Annotated in this window: 15 protein-coding genes; all 15 read right to left on the bottom strand. The window is 56.6% G+C overall.

What is annotated here, in order from left to right:
- Positions 1 to 381, bottom strand: a 381-nt coding sequence (locus Q1K07_RS10140; protein ID WP_300310380.1) for a phosphoadenosine phosphosulfate reductase family protein, incomplete at its 3' end; no start/stop codon positions are given.
- Positions 382 to 469: 88 nt separating this feature from the next.
- Positions 470 to 1,294 carry a 3'(2'),5'-bisphosphate nucleotidase CysQ gene (gene cysQ / locus Q1K07_RS10135; protein WP_300310378.1) on the bottom strand — a complete coding sequence of 275 codons (825 nt, stop codon included), beginning with the start codon at positions 1,292 to 1,294 and terminating at the stop codon, positions 470 to 472.
- Positions 1,295 to 1,436: 142 nt separating this feature from the next.
- Entirely contained in the window at positions 1,437 to 1,667 is a 231-nt protein-coding gene (locus Q1K07_RS10130) for a hypothetical protein (protein WP_300310376.1), read from the bottom strand.
- A gap of 568 nt (positions 1,668 to 2,235) precedes the next feature.
- Positions 2,236 to 3,552 carry an aminotransferase class I/II-fold pyridoxal phosphate-dependent enzyme gene (locus Q1K07_RS10125; protein ID WP_300310374.1) on the bottom strand — a complete coding sequence of 439 codons (1,317 nt, stop codon included), beginning with the start codon at positions 3,550 to 3,552 and terminating at the stop codon, positions 2,236 to 2,238.
- Positions 3,553 to 3,607: 55 nt separating this feature from the next.
- Positions 3,608 to 11,335 (bottom strand): type I polyketide synthase, encoded by a 7,728-nt coding sequence (locus tag Q1K07_RS10120; RefSeq protein ID WP_300310372.1) that lies wholly within the window; start codon positions 11,333 to 11,335, stop codon positions 3,608 to 3,610.
- A complete protein-coding gene (locus Q1K07_RS10115) occupies positions 11,332 to 12,960 on the bottom strand; it encodes an LTA synthase family protein (protein ID WP_300310370.1) in 1,629 nt (542 codons plus the stop codon). The genes Q1K07_RS10120 and Q1K07_RS10115 overlap by 4 nt, the downstream gene beginning before the upstream one ends.
- Positions 12,957 to 13,730 carry an SDR family NAD(P)-dependent oxidoreductase gene (locus Q1K07_RS10110; protein ID WP_300310368.1) on the bottom strand — a complete coding sequence of 258 codons (774 nt, stop codon included), beginning with the start codon at positions 13,728 to 13,730 and terminating at the stop codon, positions 12,957 to 12,959. Before Q1K07_RS10110 ends, Q1K07_RS10115 begins: the two co-directional genes overlap by 4 nt.
- A complete protein-coding gene (locus tag Q1K07_RS10105; RefSeq protein WP_300310366.1) occupies positions 13,709 to 14,962 on the bottom strand; it encodes a capsular biosynthesis protein in 1,254 nt (417 codons plus the stop codon). Before Q1K07_RS10105 ends, Q1K07_RS10110 begins: the two co-directional genes overlap by 22 nt.
- Before the next feature lies 1 nt (position 14,963).
- A complete protein-coding gene (locus Q1K07_RS10100; RefSeq protein WP_300310364.1) occupies positions 14,964 to 17,009 on the bottom strand; it encodes a capsular polysaccharide biosynthesis protein in 2,046 nt (681 codons plus the stop codon).
- Positions 17,010 to 17,290: 281 nt separating this feature from the next.
- On the bottom strand, positions 17,291 to 17,602 hold the full coding sequence (locus tag Q1K07_RS10095) for a hypothetical protein (RefSeq protein ID WP_300310362.1): 312 nt from the start codon (positions 17,600 to 17,602) through the stop codon (positions 17,291 to 17,293).
- 45 nt (positions 17,603 to 17,647) lie between these two features.
- Entirely contained in the window at positions 17,648 to 18,016 is a 369-nt protein-coding gene (locus Q1K07_RS10090; protein ID WP_300310360.1) for a hypothetical protein, read from the bottom strand.
- A gap of 155 nt (positions 18,017 to 18,171) precedes the next feature.
- A complete protein-coding gene (locus tag Q1K07_RS10085) occupies positions 18,172 to 20,439 on the bottom strand; it encodes a glycosyltransferase family 2 protein (RefSeq protein ID WP_300310358.1) in 2,268 nt (755 codons plus the stop codon).
- 32 nt (positions 20,440 to 20,471) lie between these two features.
- Positions 20,472 to 21,284 (bottom strand): hypothetical protein, encoded by an 813-nt coding sequence (locus Q1K07_RS10080; protein ID WP_300310356.1) that lies wholly within the window; start codon positions 21,282 to 21,284, stop codon positions 20,472 to 20,474.
- A 179-nt stretch (positions 21,285 to 21,463) separates the two neighbouring features.
- The gene (locus Q1K07_RS10075) at positions 21,464 to 23,152 is read right to left on the bottom strand and encodes a glycosyltransferase (RefSeq protein ID WP_300310354.1); all 1,689 of its coding nucleotides are present in this window, start codon (positions 23,150 to 23,152) and stop codon (positions 21,464 to 21,466) included.
- Between the two features lie 383 nt (positions 23,153 to 23,535).
- Positions 23,536 to 24,528: a hypothetical protein gene (locus Q1K07_RS10070; protein ID WP_300310352.1), complete on the bottom strand. Its 993-nt coding sequence runs from the start codon at positions 24,526 to 24,528 to the stop codon at positions 23,536 to 23,538.
- Positions 24,529 to 24,542 lie beyond the last annotated feature (14 nt).

The following is a 24,542-nucleotide window of genomic DNA, read 5'->3' as shown; positions in this document are numbered from 1 at the left end:
CTTGTCCAGGGCCTGCTTGAGCGCCTGGGTCTTCATGATGTCGGTGTACTTGGCGCTGCCGTGATCAAAGGGATTGATGTTGGCCTCGACACCTTCCTGGTTGATGTGCTCGATCAATTCCATGCCGGCCTCGTCGGCCATACGGTCACGGAATTCGATCATCTCCTTGAACTTCCAGGTGGTGTTGACGTGCATCAGCGGGAACGGCGGGGTCCCCGGATAGAAGGCCTTGCGAGCCAGATGCAGCATGACCGAGGAATCCTTGCCGATGGAATACATCATCACCGGGTTGCGGAACTCGGCAGCCACTTCACGAATGATGTGAATGGACTCGGCTTCGAGCTGCTTGAGGTGCGTTTGACGCTCTGGAGTAATTTCCATATCCAATATCCAAGGTTGAGAGCCAAGGTGGTGGCCGTTCCTCCTGTGCAACAATGTGTGCAAGGCGTCACGGCCACGAAAAGGGAATCTAGTTGGCTAGGGCTTGTGCCAGCGCCTCGGTCCAGCGTTCATCGCGCTGACCGCACACGATGAAGAAGGGGTTGAGGACGCTGTCCTGCTGGTTGCAGCGCAGCGGTTCCAGGGTTTCGGCGTTGAGGACTTCCCCACCTGCTGCCGTGACCACGGCCTGGGCTGCTGCGGTATCCCACTCACTGGTAGGAGCCAGCCGCGGATACAGGTCGGCGGCGCCTTCGGCGACCAGGCACAGCTTCAGGGAGCTGCCCATGGACACTCGTTCATGTTCCGGCAAGCGCTCGCAGAACGCCTCGAATTCCGCTGAACCATGGGAGCGGCTGCCGACGATCTTCCATGCCGAGGTGTTGGGCTCTGGCAAGGTGCGCACGTGAATCTGAGTAGTGTTGCCACCCTCTATCTTGAACGCTCCTTGTCCTTGTTCGCCGTACCAGGTGGCATTCAGCACCGGAGCATGCACGATACCGAACACCGGCACGCCTTCCTCGATCAGGGCCACATTGACGGTGAACTCGCCATTGCGCTTGATGAACTCCTTGGTGCCATCCAGCGGGTCCAGCAGCCAGTAGCGCTGCCATTGGCTGCGCTCGGCGTAGGAAATATCGCCAGACTCTTCAGACAGCACCGGCACATCCGGTGTCAGCTCCTGGAGCACGGCCACCAGTTGCCGATGCGAAGCCAGGTCAGCTTGGGTCAACGGGCTGTCATCACCCTTGGTTTCGACCTGGATTTCCCCGTCGTAGACCTCGAGGATGGCCTTGCCGGCCTCGACGGCACCGTCGATCAGTGCCTGGCGTATCGGCTCGATAAAGCTGCTCATTAACGACTCCCGCGATTGCGCAATGATGGTCTGATGTCTGAACCTGTCGGCCAGAACGACCAGACGAATGGAAAATCAACGACGACGAGATTTGCTGGCAGGCAGGTCCTGCCGTGCGTCGGAATAACAAAGAGAGGCAGGGTTAGCATCGAAGCCCCGTACCACCGGACTGATGCTGGTTGCGATAAGGTGGCAGATACTTGCTGTACGGTTTGAAGGGGATCGTGACGACACCGAGAAAGCAGGCGCGGTGCTTGCCGGATGCAAGGCTCCCCATCACAGTCAGCGTTGCCTGGACATAAAGGATACGGGCAGAACAGTAAATGCGCGCCAGAGTATCGAAAGCTGTACCAACCATGATTGAAAAACGCATTTGCCACATCATGCAGCAGTGCCACCTGCAATTAGCACGAGAAATCCCTTTCCTTGGCAGTGCAATGGACTGCCTTCCTTAGTCTTTTTGACAAGCTCACAAGCTATCGTTCAGGCTGGCATGAAATAAGCAAGCTGCTGTGCCTATGGTCGTTCATTACCTTGTCATTGGTGGTTCCCGCACTCCTTATCGCTGAGCAAGGGCGCCGATAGAATGACGCCATACTAGAATAGGGAATGCGTGTTTGTATAGGCCATATGGCGAGTGTTGAGTTGTTGCTCGGATTTGCAAAATGCAACTTGTGAAACAAAATGTTGCTCGACATTTTTGCCGCTTATTGATCAGGATCCTGCACTCTTATGATGCGGTAACGTAATGAAAAAACGATGATTTATGCCGCGCCATGAAAAGGTCGTGACCAATCAAGGTAATAATATGCATAAGCGATGACGGTATGATTTCCATTCTGGTGCAGAAGCAAGATCTGCTCGCAACGTGCCATGGTTTATATGGGATTTTTCTGAATGCTTTTTGGGCCAATAGGCCGATATTTTGCAGACAATTATACTTAGATGTTGGGGATTATGGTCCGCAATTGCTCCATGGTGTAATCAATCTGCTCCGGCGTATGTTCATTGCACAGGAAGAAGCGCAGACGTGCAGCTCGTTCCGGTACGGCCGGGTAGACAATGGGTTGTACGTTGATTCCCGCCTCGAAGAGGTGCTGGGATAACCGGGCAGCCTTGAGTGAGCTGCCGGTAATGACGGGTACGACGGCTGCACCGATGCTTTTGCCGGTATCCAGCCCCTGCGCCTTGGCCTGTTCAAGGAAATAGCCTGAAATCTGATGCAGGCGTGCTATGCGATCTGGCTCCTGGCGCATCAGCTCCAACGCACGCAAGGCAGGGGCAGCAAGTTGAGGAGGGAGACCGACACTGTACAGAAACCCGGGAGCCAGGTAGCGCAGCGTGTCCACCAGGGCCTGGCAGCCGGTGATATAGCCGCCGCAGCTGGCCAGCGACTTGCTCAGGGTGCCCATCCAGATGTCCACTTCCTTGGCCTCGACCTGGAAGTGTTCTCTCAAGCCCAGACCATGTTCGCCGAGAACACCGAAGGAGTGGGCTTCATCCACCATCAGCCAGCACTGGAAGCGTTGCTTGAGCTCGATGAGGGCACCCAGGTTTGGTGCATCGCCATCCATGCTGTACAGCCCCTCGATGACGATGATGACACGCTCGAACTGATGGCGATGGCGCTCCAGCAGGGTTTCCAGGGTGCTGGTGTCGTTATGGCTGAAGGATACGCGCTTGGCCCCGGAAAGTTGTGCACCGACGACGGCGCTGTTGTGGACCCATTCATCATGCAGGATCAGGTCCTTCGGGCCCATCAGCTCACCGAGGGTCGACACGTTGGTGGCATGACCGCTGACAAACGCCACGGCATCCTCACAGCCATAAGCATCGGCAATGGCACGTTCGAGCTGACGGTGAATGGGCCGCTCTCCCGAGACGATACGACTGGCCGAGACGGTGGTGCCGTATTCCGCCATGGCCTGGCTGGCTGCTGCTATCACACGTTGATCACCGGCCAGGCCGAGATAGTTGTAGCTGGAAAAGTTGATCAACTCACGCCCATCGATATGGGTGGTCGCACCAGCGATGCCCTGATGGGGACGGAAGAAAGGATCATCCAGTCCCAGGTGCCGGGCGCCTTCCCGGATCATGCTGATCTGCTGATACTGGGGCAGCGTGTCGAAACGCGTCAATGCTGCCTTGTCAGCATAGGACGAGGTGTCTCCCTTCCGCCGTGATGGCGGAGTACGTTGCGCAGGGGGGCGCTGCTGCAGCAGTTGCTGTTTCAGGCGCTGTCGATCCCCTGTGCTCATTGTCTTGAATCCAGCTGTCTTGAATCCAGTTTCCTTGCACTCAATTGTGTCGTACTCATTGTGCCGGTTCCTCGGTAATCAGAGCCACGGCTTCCTCGCTGCCGTGGGCATTGGCCAGAGCCAGGGCGCTTCTTGTGCCGTCCTCTTCCTCGCTCTCGCCTTGTGTCAGTTTGCGCACCAGTACTTGAGCCAGCTTATCCAGGCTGGTGGCCTCGCTCATGACCATGACGGGCAACTGGATATTGAGTCGTGCCTCGATGGCCGTCATCAACTCTACTCCCATCAGCGAATCGAATCCCAGTTCGTAGACGGATTGCTGGCTGTCGATCTGTTCAGGATCGATCAACAGGATAGTGGCCAATTCATTGCGCAATACGCTGACCAGGGTGCTGTGCATCTCTTCCGCTGTCATGCACTGCAACTGCTCCAGCAGCTCGCTACCGTTATCGTGATGTTCGCTACTGTCGCCTGCCGCTGCAGACAGCTCGTGGAAGCGTGGTGCCTGGTCCGTCGGCAGGAAGCGTGCCAGGGCATGCCAGTCCAGTTCGAGTACACCGACGTGGGACTGTTGCGTGGCCAGAAGCTGCCCGAGGGTGTCCAGTGCCGCAGCAGATTGCAATGCCGAACCTCCGAGGCGCTCCTGCAGGGCCTCCAGGGTGCGAGTGTTGCGGGCCAGGAAGCCCACGTCCTCGATGGCTCCCCAATACACGCAGGTGGCAGCCAGCCCTTGCTGGCGGCGATAGGCGGCAAGCCCTTCCAGCCAGCAGTTGGCGGCCACATAGTTGGCCTGCCCAGGGTTTCCGAACAGCGTGGTGGCGGAGGAGTAGAGCACAAACAGATCAAGAGGCTGATGCTGAGTCAGTTCATGCAGGTTCCGGGCACCGAGAATCTTGGGTGCCAGGACGCGCTCGATACGCTCGCGGTCGAGATGACGGATCAAGCCATCGTCGATGACAGTGGCAGCATGCACGATACCCTTCAACGGAGGCAGGGTGGTGCCACAGTCGGCAATGACCGCGGCCAGTGCCTCTCGGTCGGTGATATCGCAGGCCAGTGCCGTCACTTCGACATCGAGCGCACGCAGGCGCTCGATACCCTGCTGCGCTTCCTCACTGGCCGGACCTCGACGGCTGAGCAGGATCAGGTGTCCCGCCCCGTGCCTGGCGAGCCACTCCGCCGTACTCAGGCCAAAGCCGGAGAGCCCGCCAGTGACGAGATAGCTGGCCTGGCGGTCCAGGGCGAAGGCGGTTGTCCGGGGAGTCGGTGTTTCGTCTTCACGGCGAGCCCGTTCTTCAACAAGATTCGGCTGGGACTCGCGTGTGACGACCAGTTTGCCGATCTGACGCGCCTGCTGCATGTAGCGGAACGCCTCGATCACACGGTGGTGATCGAAGGCGGTGTAGGGCAAGGGATGCAGGGTACCGTCTTCGAACAAGGCCATCATTTCGCGGAATAGCCGTGCGGTGAGCGCTGGTTTTTCCTTCATCAACTGGTCAGAGTCGATACCGAAGTAGCTCAGATTGTTGCGGAATGGACGCAGGCCAACAGGGGTATTCTCGTAGAAGTCCCGCTTGCCCAGCTCCAGGAAACGACCGAAAGGCGCAAGAGCACGGAAGTTCTGTGCGATGGCTTCTCCTGCCAGGGAGTTGAGCACCACATCGACACCTTTCCCCTGGGTATCGCGCAGAATTTCCTCTGCGTAGGTAAGCTGGCGGGAATGATAGATTCTTTCCACACCATACAGACGCAGGAAGTCGGCTTTTTCCTCGCTACCGACTGTCACATAGAGCTCGGCGCCCAGCCAGCGGGCAATCTGAATGGCGGCAAGTCCCACTCCACCGGCCCCACCGTGAATCAGGACGCGTTCTCCTGGCTCTACCTGGGCGAGGTGCTTGAGAGCGTAATAGACCGTGAAGAAGGTCGTGGGAATGGTGGCAGCGGCAGCAAAGTCGATACCGGCTGGCAGGACGGTAAGGGCGCTGCGAGATGCCACCAGGCGCTCGCTGAAGCTGTTGGGACCAAAGCCCACCACACTATCGCCTGGCGACAGGTCGGTGATGTTAGTGCCGACGCGTTCGACGACACCTGAGAATTCGAGGCCCAAGGTGGCCCCGGCGAAGCCATTCTCGATGGCTTCATCGGACAGCAGCCCCAGTGTGTACATCACGTCACGGAAATTGAGGCCAGTGGCCCGGACCTGCACCTGCACATCGTCAGCCCCGACGTCGGGAAGTGGCCGGGCCTTCCATGCCAGGTGACGCAATTGCCCTGGCAAGGTCACTGTCAGCTGTTGCGTCTCGGCCGTGGAAGTCATGTGCTTGCCTTGCGCGTCATCGAACGCGTCTGCCGGATCATCAAGCGCATCTGCCGGGACTTGAACCGGTGATGGCTGCGGCATGACACGCAAGCGTACGGCATAGCGCCGCCCTTCGGCGTCGTAGGCCAGCTCCGTTTCGTTGTCGGGGTGGCCCAGCTCATTGCTCATGGCCTGCAGTAGAGCAGAAGACCATTTGCCGTCGCTGCATGGCGGCGTATCCACCAGTGTGACGTGGCTATGGGAGATTTCGTTGGCCATGGATCGTGCAAAGCCCCAGCTGGCCGCCGCCAGCGGCATGCTTGATGCAGCATCGATCAGGGGCTTGTGGACCTGCAGCAATGCGGCAACGCCCTGCGTCATGATCCATAGACGATGAGGCCGTTCGAGCCCTTCGAGCAGCTTCACCCAGGTAGCCAGCCAGGTGCACTGCTCGGTTTCGTCGCTAGCCCTGGACAGACTCCTCAGGTCAATCAGATGCAGGGAAGACGCTTCAGGGGCAATTTCATCCAGTGACAGCGCCTCCCGGGCGAGAGCGTCCGGGTCGCAGCATGTGGCACTCAGGCCATTGGTTTGAAGGGCTGTCTTCAGGCTCTGGGCCAGGGCTGCATGGTCACTGTTGCCTATCAGCAGGTAGTGAGCGTCCCGTGTGCCCGGAGCCTCATCGCTGACGTTTTCGCCATGTGCCGAAGGCTTCTCTTGCGACAGAAGTTCGTCTTGTGACAGACGTTCCTCCTGCGACGGGAGACCCTCCTGAGCGATGGCAGATGGGGAAAAGCGTATGCAATACAGCTGCATTCCCTGATCGGCCTGCTCGAGGGAGACTCGCTGTATGGGGGCCGAGCTCCACTGCTCCAGCAGGCCCTGCAAGTCTTCCGCTTCACAGCTCTTGCCATGGAGGCTGTCAAGGCCAGGGCTGGCACACAGGCTATCCCACCAATGGCTTGGCGGTGTGTAGAGCACCAGAAGCCTGGCATCGGGTTTCAGGTGGCGCGAGAGCTGGGACAGCTGCTGGTCTACCGTCTCCCGGGATTCCGGGCTGAGCGAGAGGATGGCGAACTGACCCTGGGCCGATGGTGCTGTGTCATCGGAGAGAGAGGCCACCTCTATCAGAGGGTGTCTCTCCTTCAGGCGGGAGGCATGGTGCAGGCCGTCATCATCACTGGGCAGCAGGGCGAGGTCGACGCGGTCTGCATCGAGCAGCCCGCTGAACCATTCTCCCAGTCTGGGCACGGCAATACCGGCTTCAACGATGCTCAGGCGTTGCTCGATCGGTAAACCGGCGATGTGTTCCTGCAGAGCCGCACACAGCTGCTCTCCCAGACATGTCCAGCCCTGGGTGGAAAGCGCATGAGGCGCGAGGGCTGCCAGGTGCTCTGGCGTCAGATCGAGCGAGTCTGCCTCGATAGTGCCCTGGAGCAGCCCAAGCAGATTGAGGCCATGGCGCCCGACGCGCTGGATCAGGGGCAGAGCATCGGGGTATTCGCCGATCATCATCTGCCAGATGGCTTCCGGGCGTATCTGAGGATGTTGCTGAGAAGATGGCTCCTCGTCGTTGGATTGGCGCGTCCAGCCGTTGTCGTCGCTTACCAGGATGCCGGCATCTTCCAACTGCGTGAGCAGATGATGCCATTGCTGGACGGTACCGGGATATTGTGCGTGATAATGCTCAAGGTCGGCCTTTTCCAGGCGCTCGGCATGGCCGAGCGCGATCAGGGCCTGATCGGCGAAAGCTTCGCTGAGGCGGTCCAGTAGTGGGCTGAGCTCCTCGGCATAGCGTGATCGGGTGGCCAGGGCAACGCTGTCGCCCAATCGGCCGAGGCTGTCCTCGACAGCATCCCATGCCATGGTGGCCGGCGTATGAGGATGCGGTGCAGGTGTCAGCACATTGGCAACGAAGCTGAGGCTGGTGCTTTCCGTCTGCTTCAGGCGCACCAGGCGGAAGCGGGTAGCATCAAGGTGGGCCACACACATGCCTGAGGCATCGAACAGGCTGAAGTCTGCGGTGAAGGAATGCGGTGCACGCTTGCGCAATGTCGCTGTGGCGAGCACCGGCAGGCCTGCATCAGTGCGCATCTGCAGGCGATCGATGCGTACCGGGACAAAAGCGAAGCCCGAGGCGGCTGCCTCGCTGTCGGCCAGCAGTGGCAAGAATAGCTGGAAAGCACTGTCCAGCCGGCCAGGCGACAGGTGCTGTAGCGCTTCTTCCGGGCGGGAAGTCTCTCCAAACTGGCCGATGATCGTGTCACCCTCGCGCCAGATGCCTTCCAGGGCCTGGAAGGCTGGGCCGTAGTCGAGACCGACCCGACTGGCCATGGCCAGGTGTTGTTGCAGACTGACATCCGGCTGGCGCTGGGGGAGCGTGGGGGCTTCTCTCTCCAGCAGGGTGCCGAGGCTGTCACTCAGGACTCGGGCCTTGGCATTGAGCTGCCAGTCACCTGCTTCCTGAGTATCCCGCGATTCGATATGTATGTGACCCTGGTGCCTGTCCAGGCGCAAGCGAGAGCGTCGCCCATGAGGCGAGTCCAGCATCATCGGTGCCAGGATCTCGAGGGACTCCAGCTCGATCGTCTGTGCTTCGCGGTGATGAATGGCCGCCGCCAGGCTCATTTCCACATAGCCTGCGCCTGGGAAAATGGGGGCATTACCGACGCTGTGGTCGGCCAGCCATGGCAAGCGCTCGACATCGAGCTGGCTCTGCCAGCATGTATCGATACCATCGAAAAGTGATTGGCGGTAACCGAGCAAAGGGTGCTCGAGGTGGCGGTCGATCAACCCCCATTTATGGCCGGTGCCTGGCATCCAGTGCTGTTGGCGCTGCCAGGGGTAATGCGGCAGTTCCACAAAACGACCGGTAACGGGGAACACCTTGTGGGTATTCGGGGCGATTCCGCTCAGCCAGAGCTGGCCAAGACATTTCTGCAGGTCTCGGACACTGTCTCCATCGCGCTGCAGTGAAGAAATGATGGTGCAGACATGGCCGCTGTCCTTCTGGGCATCCTGAAGATAGCGCTTCAGTACCGGGTGGGCGCCGATCTCGACAAACACATTGGCCTTGGCATCAAACAGCTGGCACAACGCTTCGGTGAAGCGTACGGGCTGGCGAATGTTCAGCCACCAGTAGTTGGCGTCGAGAGCACTGGTATCGAAGATGTCGCCAGAGACAGTGGAGTAGAACGGTATCTCGGACACACGCGGTGAAATGCCCGCCAGTGCGCTGATGACATCCTGCTCGATCGGGGCCATGGCGCTGCTGTGGAAGGCGTAGTCCAGCGGTAGCCGGAAACAGGCGATCTGCTGCTCGACCAGACACTCCTCGAGTGCCTCCATGCTGGCCTTGGGGCCTGCCAAGGTTACACCACGGACACTATTGTCTCCCGCGAGGGCAATGTCTTCGAAACGCGGGTCATTCAGCCAGGTGCGGGCACTCTCGGCATCCATCACTGCTGCGGTCATGACGCCTTTGCCCTTGGTCAGCCCCTGGAAATGGCTGCGCTGGGTGATGACAGTGACGGCATCTTTCAGGCTCAGGGCACCGCATGCCCAGGCTGCTGCGACTTCACCAACGCTATGCCCGACGACCGCGGAAGGTGTGATGCCCCAGTGGCGCAATGACGCTGTCAGGCCTACCTGGAGGGCGAACAGGGCGGGCTGGGCGATCTCGGTACGCTCGAATCGCTCGCTTCCGTTGAGGCCTTCGAGCTCTTCTCTTATCGAGAAACTTCCCTGTGGGCGAAACAGTTCATCGACTTGATCGATGGTGGCACGGAATACCGGACAGTGATCCAGCAAGGCCCGCCCCATGGTTTCCCATTGGCAACCATTTCCGGAATAGACGAACACCGGACCCTGCGCATCGCTCTGGCGCTGCAGGGTAATCACTTCATTGCGGCTGTCTTCGCGCTTGGCAAAGGCACGTAAGGCAGAGCATGCCTGGGAACGATCATCGGTGATGATGACGGCGCCATGCTTGAGCTGAGCGCGCTGTGTTTCCAGCGCATGGGCGATGTCATAGAGGTCGTCCGAACCATGCTCGAGCAGATCGGCCAGTCGCCTAGCCTGTTCGCGCAGGCCGTTGTCGCATTGGGCCGAAATACGTAGTGGCAGGCGTCTTTCCGCTACCGCGGCAGTGCTGGGCGCTGACGCACAGTGTGTCTCGGCCGAATGTCGAGGGGCCGCTGTGGGCTGTGTCTCCTGGGGGGACTGCAGAATGACATGAGCATTGGCACCACCGAAGCCAAAGGAGTTCACACCGATGGTCAGGGTACCTTCCGCCGGAAGCGGGCGTGCTTCGGTGACGATATCCAGATTCCACTCATCTTGCTTGATGTGGGGGTTCAGCTTGCGGATGCCGATCGTTGCTGGAACTTCCCGGTGCATCAGGCTGTAGAGCGCCTTGGCCAGGCCGGCGACACCCGAGGCGGTTTCCAGATGGCCGATGTTGCTCTTGACCGAGCCTATTGGTAGAGGGCGTGAGCGAGCCATGCCCAGGGCGTGGCCGATGGCGTGTGTCTCAATGGGGTCGCCGACGGCGGTACCGGTGCCATGAGCCTCGAGATAGTCGATATCCTCGATATCGATTCCGGCATCGGCATAGGCCTGACGCATCAACGCGATCTGCGCATCCGGATTGGGCACGGTCAGGCCGGTCTTGTGGCCATCAGTATTGACGGCAGTACCGGCCACGACCGCAAGAATGCGATCACCGTCGGCAAGTGCCTGGTCATAGTCCTTGAGCAGAAACAGCCCAGCGCCTTCCGAGCGCACATAGCCGTCGCCCGATTCGTCGAAGACACGGCAACGGCCATTGGCCGAGAGCATGCTGGCCTTGGTGAAGACAATGAAACCGAAGGGGTGCAGGTGCAGGCTGACGCCGCCGGCGAGAGCGGTGTCGCATTCGCCGGCACGAATTGCCTGGCAGGCCTGGTGGAATGCAACCAGTGATGATGAGCAGGCGGTATCCACCGCCATGCTCGGTCCTTTCAGGTCAAATATGTAAGAAATACGGTTGGCAGCGATGCTGGAAGTGTTGCCGGTGGCAGATGGCGAATCGAGCGCCTCCAGATCATCGGCATGGCGATAGGCATAGTCGAGGCTCGAAATGCCGATATAGACACCACAGCGAGACCCCCGCATGTTGGATGCGGGGATTCCGGCATGCTCCGTTGCCTCCCAGGCAAGTTCGAGCAACATGCGCTGCTGTGGGTCCATGTGGGCAGCTTCACGGGGTGAAATGCCAAAGAAGGTGGCGTCGAATTCACCTACGCCTTCTCCCAGGCTGCCAGCGGCAAAGGTGACACTGGTACCGGGATGTTGGCGGTTGGGGTGCTGGTAGATCTCATGATCCCAACGCTGACGGTCCACCTCGGTGACAAGGTCAGTTCCATTCTTGAGGCTTTCCCAGAACGACTCGCCGTCGGCTGCGGGAAACCGGTGAGCGGCTCCAATGATCGCTACACGCCTTGTCATCGCTGCTCCTGTAACTCAATTCGTTGTTGTTCAGTGCCCTGTAGTTCGGCGTTCCCGGCCGGGTCACAGGGTTGGCTGAATAGTGCAAGGTCCTGCCATAAGCGTTCGGCAAGATTTTCAATATTGATGGAATGCTCTGCTGCCCCAGCGTCGATGGATTGTCTGGGGCGGGGAGGTAATGTGCTCCAAAGCAGGTAGTGGCTGTGTCCGGAGGGTGCCCCGAGTGCCTCATAGACGCCTTCCATGATGGGCACATGGTCTCCGTACCAGCACATCAGCCCATGTCGGGGCTGCTGGCTCAGGCTGTTGCTCAATGCATTGGCCATGTGGTCGGCATTGCGCAGGTGACGCAGATAGACGGCCAGGGTATTGGCATCCTTTGGCTCGAGGCGTTCGCTTATCTCCTCTGGAAGGCGCTGCAGCCATGCCGAATCCGCTGTTTCCAGATGAAGGGGGCCGTGGTTTTCCATGGTGATGACGAAAACCATCAGGGGGGCATCCGTCGCTGATGCCAGCAGAGTATGCACCTTGCGTGCCACGGCAGCATCGCCAATGTACTGTCCGTTCTTGTCGCTATGGTCGAAGGCAGCGATATCGATGAATTCATCGAAACCGAGCTTCGGCATGACCCGGTCACGACAGTAGAACGTGGCGGGATACGGGTGTACGGCAACACAGCGATAGCCGAGGCGCTTGAGAGAGGCCACCAGGTTCGGGACTGGCTGTTTGGCCAGCTGCCGGTATGGATTGAACTGGTGCATACCCAGGTCGTTGCCACTCAGGCCTGTCAGAAAGGCGGTTTCGCTACGTACGGTGTTGGCTCCCCAGACGGGAACTGTCAACTCTCCATGTGCATGGCTGCTTGCCTTCAGGGCATCCCAGTGACTCAGCAGATCCTGGGGTAGGGCTGGCTGCCATGCGCGCGGGTCGAAGAACGCCTCACTCTGCACGATCACGATATTGGGCAGGCAGGATGTTGTGACAGCCTGTCTGTCCGGGTGGCGAAAGCAGGCCGGTGTCTTGACCGGATCTATGGCACGTCTGGGGTACAGGCCGTAGGCCCAGAAGAAACTGATCAGCCCCAGTCGGCACAGGTCATCCTCTGGCTGCAGCATGATGTCTGGCCGACGGCGGAGACCAAACGGCAGCAGCAAGCCACCAATGGCAGCGACGACAGCAACACAGGTCAAGAAGGTGCCGGCGCCATGGGTCGAGACCAGGGAAGGTTCCCACCATAGAAAGGCAGCGAATGCCAGGAAGCCGGAGGTGCTGGCAGCAATGGCCAGGCCCAGACCGAAAAAGGGCACGTAAAGGCGCGGATGACGAATGGCATCCAGAAAATATTCAAAGTCCTGTACCAGGAAAGGCTCCCTCAGGCTCGACCACTTGCTGCGACAAGATTGCACGATGACAAGGTGCAGGACATTCAACAGACCTGCGCTCAGCCAGCCACGCTGAAGCACAAGAAAGGCCAGTGCATACAGCAGCAGCCAGGTAGCCATGTGGATGTACAGCGTGACGCGTGGTCGCAGTAACCATGGCGCAGGTCTGGGCAGTACCAGGGACTCGCATGCCAGACTGATGATGAGGCTCAGGCATAACGGAAGGAGTAACTGCAGTATCACGAGGGAACTCCGTAGCCGAACCATTTCACCAGACGGTGAGAAATGGGGGCAGGTAAAAGGGCCAGGCACCAGGTTCCTATATTGAGAGGTATAGGAAAACTTAAGCGGGCTTGGTTGTGCTCAATCGCTCGTTGAAGGGTTCTGGCGGCGCGTTCCGGTGTCCATTGAAACGGTTTTGGGCCAGGCATTGCCCTGGCCATGGCAGAGTCGACATATCCTGGCATGACCACCGTGACACCGACACCATGAGGCGCCAGGACGCCGCGCATGGCTTCCCCGTATGCCTTGATACCTGCTTTGCTGGCGCTGTAGCTGGGGGTAGCGGGTAACCCGAACCATGCAGCCAGAGAGCTCAGGTATACCAGCTGACCACTACCGCGGGCCTGCATGCGCGGTGCCAGCAGACGAGTCATCTGCATGGGGACGCGCAGGTTGATGTCGAGCAAGGCGTTGGCGCGGGTCTCGTCTTCCAGATCATCGGACGTTTCGATGCCCGCATTCATTCCCGCACATAACAGTGCAATATCGGGGACTTCGGGGAGGCTATCCAGCCAGGCGCCGAGTTCGTCAAAGTCGGTGAGCACGATATTGCTGAGCGAGACGTCTTTTGCGCCCAGTCGAGAACACTCGCTGGCGAGCGAGGCCAGCACTTCTGTCTGGCGGCCATGAAGTATCAGAGCGTTACCCTCTGCCGCATAACGACGCGCCAGGGCCCCTCCGATTGCCCCGGTGGCGCCAGTGATCAGGATCAGGCGGCATTGGGCAGCCATGACAGCAACTCCTCAAGTGGTGAAACTTCTGCGTTCAGGTCTGGCAAGCAGTTGGCAACGGCCAGGCGGATGCCCCGCTGGCAATAAAAGCCGCCGTTGCGCTGCACAGTATGCAGCAGGGTCTGGCGAAAGGCATTGAACAGGCGTTTGTTCGGAGGCTGGGGGTGACGCCAGAAATCGTTGAGCGATGCTGTCTGGGTTAGGCCGGAAAAAGCGTAGATTGCATCGCCCAGGGCCAGCGTTGGCAGACCGTGCTCAAGCGCCACCATGCCGCTGGTACTGTTGACGGTGACCATGCCCAGAGCATGTCTCAGCAGGTGATTCAGGTCACCGCTTTCGAGATAGTCGATACGATCCTGAATGGCCAGATGCTGTGCCAGTTTCCTGATATGTCGCCGGTATGGCATCAGGCCCATGTCCAGGGGATGGTTCTTGATGACCAGTCGAGCGTCACCGGGGGCATGTCGGGCAAAGGAATTCATCACCAGGTCGAGCACACTGCACATGTCCTTGAAGGGAGAATGCTGGCGAATCTGGGCATCGCCATTGAGTTGCAGTGGCAGGACGAAATAAGGTTGCTTGCTGGCCATCAATTGCCTGATGCGTTCAGCATCACGCGGCTTATGCCATTTCAGCATAGCGAAGCGCTTGATATATCCGGTGAACTCTACCGGCGCCGTGACCGGTGCGTGGGTGCGATAACCGGGCGCAACAACGGGATTCGCCAATCCCGCCAGGTGATAGATCACATCGTGCGTCGCACGTTTCCAGAAGGCGCAGTGGAATCTCTGTGGCTGGGGTGCTGTCCCCAGTCGGGCAAAGGCCTCGTGGTACCAGTCAGCATCGCGAGGCAGCCGAGAGTGTGCATTGACGCCATCCTGTTCCATGGTGATCCAGAAGGGCCGCAGATAGCCTTCTTCGAAAACATGACTGCGAACACCGAATGACGGAGCCAGGGTCGTCGCCGGGCGGTGTACAGGACGCTGATCGCCGAACAACAGCTGATCGGTGATGCTCTCGCGTGAATACAGATCGTGGAGGAATTCTCCAAGAGCTTCGGCTGAGCGGCGGTATACACGCTGTCCCAGACGCCAGCGATAGAGCAGATCACCGCCATTGAAGTTAAGTACGCCGACGCGATGCCCCTGGTCTTGAAGGGCGCAGGCCAGAGTCTCCGAGAATCTCGAGCATGGGCCCTGGAGGATGAGAAAGGAGCGCGGAAAAAAGGTCATGTCAGCGTCTGCCGTAAAAGGTACTGCGGCACAATCGATAGGCTCGTTGCCAGAGTTTCAGAGATCTGCCTTCAAGTCGCTGTCGACGAAGCAGGGCAACGGCCGTTTCTGCATTGATGGGTTGCCCGGTGGTCGGGTCCACGTAATGTGGATAGATAAGCAGAGTGGCGGCGACGAGTTCATCAAGCGTCAGGCAGCGTCGCCGCCTGGCAGGTACCGGACCGTGATCCCTGGTCAGACCCCACCCCGCATAAAAAGGGATGCCGTAGGTCACGACGGGCGTACCACGCAACAGCGCTTCGAAACCGGCAAGGGACGTCATGGTGTGGACTTCATCAACCTGTTCGATCAAGGGAGAGACGTCCCCAGTGACCTGGCGGTCATAATATTGCGCGGATACGTCGCCTCCATCCCGTACGCCGCTGAGCACATCCGGATGGGGCTTGTAGAGGATGCAGGCGTCAGGATGGCGCTGTCGAACGGCCGTCAGTAGTTCTGCATTGGTCGTGATGTCCTGACTGCCGGTCCGGATCGAGGCATCGCTTTCCACCTGGCCTACGACCAGCAGGCATTTCCTGTCCGCGGGCAGGTCCAGGGGCTTGTCGAGGGAGCGGGCGTCGCCGGACCTGCTGATGTTGTATTTGCTGATGTCGTGCTCAATAAGCTGGCGGATCAGCTCTCGAGCGCGCTGGCGCAGGCCTTCGGGAAATTCGCCATGCAGCAGTAGATGCTCCAGGTCACTGGGTGTGCTGGGGTCGTAGTAGATGCCTCTACTATCCAGCACCAGTGACAATGGCCGTTCCAGGTCGATGCCGAGCCCTACCGAACGCAGGAAACCATCTTCCATTCGCCATAAAGGCTGAGGCAGTTGGCGTCCCTGAGCCTGGCTTGCCCAAACGACCGTGCGCAGGCCGGGCCGGGATACGGGCGTGTTGCCCGCCTCTGCTTGTTGGCCAGTTGCAAGGCCTTGATAGTGAATGTTGGCAGCAGGGCCAAGGAAGTCTCCGATGAAACTACGCTTCCAGCTGGAAAACCCCAGTGCCCGCCATTCCCCCTGCCCGCGTTGAATATGGCGGCGCTGATCATTGATCAGTTCAAGGGTTGAGCTGAGATCGCTACGCTCTCTGGAGTAGGGGTTGGCGTAGCGAGAATAACGTAGATATGCAGCGGCAAATACCCAGCTCAAGGAAGGGCGGCGCTGTCGACGAGGGCATTCAACGTGATCGTCAGTCAGTCCCCAGCCTGCATAGAAGGGCATGCCATGGCAGGTGACTGGCAAGCCTGCAAGCAAGGCTTCGAAGCCGAGCTGACTGGTGACGACATGAACCGCGTCAACCGCTTCGAGCAATGCCCATGGGTTGATGTCTTCAGCAATGACCTGGCAACGCGGGTGTGCGTCAGCCTGAGCAAGGTGCCCGGCCTTGGTGCCGGCAATGACCTCTGGATGAATCTTGACCAGAATGTCGGCGTCGGGATGTGCTGCAAGAGCGCTTTCCAGCATCTGGTCGAAACTCTCGGCACTCGCCATGCCATGGGTGATGGACGCATCGTCCCGGGTCTGGTCCACGACCAGGACACGTGGACGTGGGCCAGGAGGCAGCAGCGTATCGGGAGCATGATTGTATTTCGACAAGCGAAGTTCCCGCAGGCGCGCCATCATGGCCAGGGCATGGGCTTCTTCTCCGGGCTGGAAGTCGCCGTCTTGTATCAGAGTCTCAAGATCGGAAGGCTGCGTCGCGTCGTAGTAGATACCTTGGTAGTCGACCACGATGGAATGTGAAGCATAACCCTGTGCTCCAGTGGCCCAGGACCTGACAAAGCCATCCTCGACTGCGATATAGGGACGTTGAGTCTGGTGTGCCAGCAAGCGTGCCTTGTCTGCTGTTGGTTTATACCCCCAGCCAACAATGACATCGTGGTGTTGGCGATGGCGATGTGACCAAGGCAGCAAGCAAGCGAACTCATGCAGGCAAGGGGCCAGGGCTGGTTGGCGGGCCATGGCGCTGGTCGCGAGCAATGCCGTTTGAACAGGCTCGCCTGTTTTCATGTCTTCTATGACGTTCAGTGTGCTGTCAGCCAAATGAAAAATAACGAAATTCAGGTAGCCGAATGGCTATCGCTTCACCACCAGGAATGATCGGTCAATACATCGGTTCCGGAGCGACGAGCAAACCCGAGGACGAGCAAATCCAACAAAGTATGTTAGCAGGCAGGGGGTGGTGAGGCCTTTGCAGAGACGCTCACGGATAAAAACAGCAAGGGTGCAGTGGCGTCGTGCCAAAAGAGCCCCGCAAGCATGCGGGGCCTTGAACGATTAAGCTGGTACAGTCAGGCTTTTGCTTGCGGCTGGGCAGGACGCAGCACAACGCGCTTGACCTGCTCTTTCTTGCCGTATTTCCCTTCACGTTCGACCTGACGGATGGTAACGCCGCCCAGTCCTGCGACACGCAGGCGACCTTCCTCAGTGTCATTGATTTCCTCTGACAGTGCGCGCAGGGCCATGCGCACCAGATTGGCAGCACGCTTGTCCGGCATCTTGCCAAGAATCTGAGGGTTCAGGACCTTGATGCGTTCTACCAAGGCTTCCGGCTTGACCTGTGTGACTTCCGGGGCTGCAGTTTTGGCGGATGTACTTGCCATATCACTCATCTCCATTGATCTGTATCGGTTGGGGGACTCCTGCTGTCAATCAAGGAGTTCCCTCTGCTTGAGCACCCGGCGCAGGGCCTGCCAACTGCGTAATGCCTCATTGGCGATCTGTTGGGCAGCACCATGTTCCTCTTGCTGCTCGAACCATAAACGCGCCTGTTCCATTTGCTCGGCCAGGGTTAGCGCTGCCAGTTCTTGCTTGAGCAGATTGGTGCGATGGTGTGTGGCCACCCAGAGTTCGAATTCCGCCACTTCATCGAAGGTCAGCTTTTCCAGCAGTTCATCATCAAGCACAGGATCAGCGAGCTTGACGCTCCCAACGATCTGAGCCTTGCCGCGCTTGATCGAGGGGTCGTATGTCATGCGTACTAGCTGAACGACATGGCGGCGGATTCGAAAATGCATATTCAAACAACCTGTCAACGGGAGCTCTTTAGGCAATATATTGCCCGTAATGTCTGCGTGTCAACTAAGAGGTTTCCCATGGTTGTGGGGATTTTTTCCCGAAAATGGCATGCTGGTGATGGATGTATTGCCCGGTTTTTTTGGGGCAAAGCTGCCTATCTGAGAGAAAAGTCCTCATGTATCAGCGTCAGATTGGGGTTATAAGCCGGATCCGTATCCAGTTGCTCACCCCAGATGCGTCGCATGTACTCGACTTCCTTCTGAGCCCTGGCGCGTTTCTGAACGTTGTCATCGGCGCCTCTCGATACAGATTCGTGATGATACAGCTCCGCATAAGGCGTCCACAGGTTGCGATAACCAGCTTCCCGGACTTTCAGGCACAGATCCACATCATTGAAGGCAACCGTCAGGTGTTGGGCATTGAGCCCGCCGACTTCTTCGTATATTGCCTTTCGCACCACCAGGCATGCCGCCGTCACTGCTGACAGGTTGTGTGCCAAGTGCAGCCGCGTGAAGTAACCAAACGAGTTACGAGTAAAGTACTTGTGGGCGTGGCCTGCCACTCCTCCGATACCCAGGATGACGCCGCCATGCTGGACCGTATCGTTGGGGTAGTAGAGCTTTGCGCCCACGCAGCCAATTTCCGGCCTGATGGCCTGGCTGACCATTTCATTGAGCCAGTCGCTGTGAATGGGCTCGATGTCGTTGTTGACCAGGGCCAGGATCTCACCCTTGGCCTGGCTGGCGCCAAAGTTGTTGATGGCTGAGTAATTGAAAGGGTGATTCCAGCGTAGCACGCGCACTCGCGGATCACGCTGTTCCACCTGGACCATATAGTCCAGAGTCTTGCTGCAGACTGAACCGTTATCCAGAATCAACAGCTCGAAGTGGGGGTAATCCGTTCGCTCGAGAATGGCATCTACGCAGGGTTGTAGAACTTCAACCCTATCGCGGGTCGGTATCAGCATGCTGACCATGGGTGGGTGTTCAGGCAAGGGCCAGCGGATGCGATATGTGTTGGAGTAATGACCAAACTCAACCTTGGCTGATGGGGTCTTCGACTTCAGGAAATCCTCAACGGCCTTCAGGCCTGCCTGGCTGGTGTACCTCTTTTCTCTGCTTGCCAGCGCGGTAGAACCGTCGACGGCGCGCCAGTGATAGAGCACATGGGGAATATGCACGATCTGCTGGGCTGTCAGGTGAGCTGTCACGCGCAGGACCAGATCGTGATCCTGGCTGCCTTCGTAACCTTCCCGAAATCCGCCTGCTTCGCGTACCAGCGCTGTACGGTACACCCCCAGGTGCGAAATATAATTTTGTGCCAGCAGCAGGTCAGGGTTCCATTGCGGCTTGAAGTGAGGGTCGAAGCGCGTCCCATCTGGTCCCAGCTTGTCTTCATCGCTGTAGATCAAGCTTGCATTCGGATTCTGGTGGTGCGCTTCAGCGACTCTCAGCAGGGCATCGGGAGACAGGCAGTCGTCATGGTCCAGCAGCGCCACGAATTCCCCGTCTGCGATGGCAAGAGCACTGTTGCTGGCAGCACAGATATGTCCATTGTCTGGCCGGTATACGACCTTGATTCGCGAATCCTGTTCGGCATATTCCGAGAGCAGCTCTTTGACCCCGGGAGCCGTTGAAGCATCATCGGCGATGCACAGCTGCCAGTGAGGGTAGAGTTGGGTCTGGACGGAATCCAGGCACTCTCGCAACCAGTCGAGAGGCGGGTTGTAGACCGGTACCAGCACGGAGATGAGGGGAGAAGAAGAAAGCTTCTCCAGTCTCGCTTGCACTCCCTCGGCGGACAGAGGCTCCTGCTTCTTGAGCCACTGACGATAGTCGAGTCGCGAGGTATAGCGCTCGAAAGTCGCTTCATACTGTGCCAGTGCCATGTCTCGCCAATGTTGTCCCTTGGCTTCGGCCTGACGCTTGAGCTCGGGCAATATGCGTGGCCGGTTCCACTCCCTCCAGTGGTGGTGCATGTTGGCCAGGCGGCTTGCCAGGCGGTCATGAGCGAACCAAGGGCTCAGCCAGGCGATACGCAGGTGGCTAAGAGAGAAATGTCCTTCCTGTTCCATCGGGTCGAAGCGAATGGCCTTCAGTGGTTTCGACACGTAGAACATGCGCTTGGTCTTGCGACCGCTCTTGAGAGGCAGGAAGACGCTTTCTTCTTCGCTGAACCCTTTTCCCGTATCCAGATAGAGGCGAATGGCCACCTGGGGTTGGTCATGGTCCATGGCAACTTCCAGCATTTGCCAGCCAGGCAATGGCAGACCCTTGCGCAGGGTGAACTGTGGGTCATTGCCCGTTGATTGCCATTGCCATGAGGAATCCGTGGCGGGCAGCAGGTGCTGGTGGGGTTTCAACCGGCTGAGAGGGTGAATGGTCAGCGGTGTAAACTCCAGCAACCGTTGTAACCAGCTCATTGCTTCATCCAGGCCTTTTGCATAATGCATGTTCACTTGTCAGTTGGCCTTTCCACCTGGATGGGCCGAGGAGGGAAGGGTTGCCCCGTCTTTGCCACTCGGCATTGTACTCGGTCACCTGATTCCAGCTTGAGAGGAAGGTGGAAGCCGATATAGCCGCCTCTCGGCACCTTGAATCGGCACAACCCAGGACGTAGTTCGGTGGCTGCCACCTTGTCGCGTAACTGGTCATTCACCCAGACTTCCACTTCAACCGGGCTGTCGTCTCCGCTGGCCCACCATGCCCAGCCGGCGATGCGCTGAGCATTGGCTTCCACAAGATGCGCATGTGCATAAGGCAAGCTATCGCGGAAGAGCGCCATGCGTGTATCGAACAGTCGCATGCTGTGTTCATACAGTGCGATATCACGTGCGTTCAAGCGAGTGAGCTCAGAGATATCCTCTTCGCTGAGCTCATGAGCAGCATCCAGGCGAGCTTTGCCCTGGTTATCCTCCCGGAGAGGAATGTCGATGCCATAGTGGGCATTGAGCAATTCCAGGCTCTCGGCGTAGCGCTCGGTGATACCCAACATGCCAATGGCTTCCGAGGATACCCCGTGCAGAATCTTGCTCTGGCGATTATGCATCACTGGACGAGAGTAAAAATCCTTGAAATCCCCTTTGTATGCGTAGTGACGCACAAAATGGGAATATTCTGATGCCATCCGCTGAAGCGGGTCACGCAGAAAGGTGACGGTGCTATTGATGCCAAAGAGTGATACGAATCGGCCAATATTGACGTGTCCGCCGACCATAGCGACGGTCTGTTGGCGACACTGTTCAGAAAAGCCCCAAAAGTCAGTCACATCCCCATAGAGAAAGTCTTTTACCAAGCCACTGGTGGCGCTGGAGGAACTGCCGTAGTCGTAAGTGATTCTCTCTGCGCCAAAATACCTTTCTGCCCCAAGTCGAAAACTTGTACCGGCTGTTTTTGGGATATGTACAAAAAACAAAGGTGTCATATTGGAACTCAATGCAAAAAGGCTCAGGAGCTGGAGGACAGTAGATTCTTTATATAAGACTCGTCCATTAGCTCATCATATGTACAGTTGGCTTTCATCCTGCGATTGAAGTTGTAAAGGCTTCTGTCAACGGGAGAAGCGTTGTCACTGTCACATACTTCCCTGCACAGTTTCTTGATGCGTGCAAGGAAATCCTTGTTTGGATCAAGGTTGATGGCATCACACAGCAGCTTGCCTTTCCTGTTGTTTTTCATCTTTTTACTGGAAAGGCTCTTGATCGTATTGGCCTTTTCCTCCCGGCTATACCCCAGGCGATTCAGTTCCAGAATGACAGCCTTTTCTACAGTGCTCAAGGAAACGTTCGAGCGCTTCATTCTTGCATTATTGTTGCGCATTTCTGGGTAACCAATGCACCTTAGGAAGTCGGAAAGTACATCCTTGTTTTCGACATCCTTTTCCAGGTTTCTGATGCAGAGACTTTCCTCTCCAAAGACAGTAGAGAGTTTCTCCAGGCACTTTCCATATTGCACCAGATGAGACAAAGGACCTGAGAGAGAGTCACGAACAAAGTCGTCAATATTTCCGGTGTAATCCCCAGGCACTATTCCATAAAGGTCTGTACGCAGACACTGTGCATATGCGCTTTCGATAAAGTCAAAGACATTCTTGAGGTATACGTACAGAGTCAATTTACGTCTGCTACGTATGGCAAAAGCCTGCAATGATTCAAGGAAGTCATCATTAAGCATATCAACAGAGATCTGTTCCGAAGATATAACAACTTGTCTATGCCCCTTTATTTCATTGATAAATGCATTGGCGACAGGTCCCTGAAACTTGTGTTTGACCAACTGGTGATGTGCACGGACATTGTTGGGTCTTCCTGCCTGAGGATAATAGAAACCATTTCGGTTGTTATTATCCTTGAAGAAGTCCTGAATGGAGGTGCTTCCTACCTTTGGCCAACCAATATGAACGTGGAGCTCTCCATCCGACATGTCTTTTCTTATTCTCTGGTAGTCTGCATATTTTCTGATGCGCGTATGGCTGCTCTTTCCCTTCGGAATGATGCCTTCTTTCTGCTGCTCGGTCCAGGAATTGGAGAAGCCCTTGACCCGGACATAGTCAAACAGGTTTCTGTTTGCTTTCTTGAAGCTTATGGGGCACGGAAAAAATTTTCCGGAGACATCCTTGAGTAGCTGGTTGATAACTCCAGGACCCGTACAATTGATGACGTCGTAGTTGAAGCTCGAGAGATAAAAATTCAGCTTTATCTTGGTAATGAGAGCTTCCAGGAATGGAGACCCCTTTGGTGCGCCTATGATAGAGTTTGTAAAGTGCGCATTCTGAGGATTGTCCTGATACTGCGAGAAGTCATCCCTTTTGAGCAGTATGATGTCTTCATCAAGATAGTCATCAAAGCTGTTTCTCATCTGCATCGACAGATCGACATAGATGCCACCGTAATGATGTACGAGTACCAAGCGAGCAATGTCGGCCCTTGATGCAGGAATCTGATTCAGGCAATACCACGAATATAGATTCTCTCCCCAGTTCTCCTTGATGACTTTCTTGGCCAACTCATCATCAGCCAGTATGTAGTCGTATTCGGGAAGATTGTGTCTGGTTGTTTCGGCTGCTTTCAGAATACGCTCAGGAGCATGATCAGGGTCATGGCAGAATTGAATGATACGCTTTGGAATGTTGGCCATCTTTACACCATCGTGGATTAACGATCAAGCCGCCCTTTGGGGAAAGAGTCTATATAGTGCATACCTGATGATAGCAAGGAAAAATAAAGGCTATCATGTGAAAACATGCCTGCTAGAGAGGAATATAACAGTGAATATCTCTAGGTTGTCATGGGAACTGTAAAATTATGTAAGATATGCGGTCTACACTGAATCTAAATGTCAGCCATCTCTTTAAAAGATAAGATTATAAATAAATGAGCAGAGATCTTTTCTATGAGGAAGAGGCTAGTGAAACTCTATGGTCGATCAGGAAGGGCAGTGAATGGCCATGACGGAACATGTTGCACAGGCCATGTCATGCTCCAGCACTCTTCCTTCCTGATGTGCCCGTGAACGGCTGTTCATTTCGCTAGCTTGAGCATGAGTTCCATTTGTATCGCCAGCATCTGCTTGATTTCCTCATTATCACCCAAGGGGGCTGCTTCAAGAGTCGATGGTTGTACTACGACATCATTGACTGATGCATCGGGAAGATAATTCTCAACGAGATACTTTCCATCGGAATCAAATCTGTTTTTTATTTTCTGAATGATCTCCCGAGAAATAAAGCCTTGGCTCTTCTTGAATGCCAAGGAATTCTTTCCGGCCATGTTCAGGATGTGCTCCTTGACCGACTCGTCATGTGCATTTTCAAAAAGATGCGGGGACCTGGAAAGAATGCTACATAGGTGAGGATTGAGACTTATATTGCTGCGTGATTCAGAGTCGTTTGTTTTTGAAAAGTCTACACCGATCCGTGTGTAAAAGTCTTCAAGGAGATTTCCACCATGCAGAAAGTTCGTTTCGAGCAGGATGACATCCAGGCTGTTGTCACCATAAATAGCGCTGAAGGTATCAGCGGCTATCTTGTAATTTGGGTTTCCTGCTCTGATGGCATTATCTACGAACTCATCGAACTGCTTTCCATTTTTGTAACCCCATTGCTGCCAGGCGGAAAGCAGGAAACTGTCGATGGGTTTGATGTAGTACAGAACCTGAATGTCTGAGAAATAAGAAGCAAGAAGCCTGTGAATACTTTCTCCAACTCGATTAGATAATCCATTTACAAGGTTTTCTGCTGAAATAAGAACTGTCTTGTTGTTTTTTTTTGCCCTATTGGAAATGCGTTTCAGCTTGGCTTCCAGTTCTGAGGTATCCCTCTCTTCCATCATTTTCCTGAAGAAAGGCCTGGGAGTTTCTCCATTAGGGTTAAATCCTTTGTCACCACGTATACGCATTTGTGGATCAGGGATGATAAACCCGTTTGATTCAAGAAGCTTTCTATTGACTATGATGGACTTTTGGATGCTGGTGGAACCACATTTGGCATGTCCTGGATGAAGTATAAGTCTCATAAAACACACCTATA

Origin of the sequence: Halomonas sp. (genome assembly GCF_029263665.1) — a bacterium.
Taxonomy (GTDB): domain Bacteria; phylum Pseudomonadota; class Gammaproteobacteria; order Pseudomonadales; family Halomonadaceae; genus Halomonas.
Note: the sequence above shows the minus strand (reverse complement) of the source record. Positions and strands in the feature narration are given on the sequence as shown.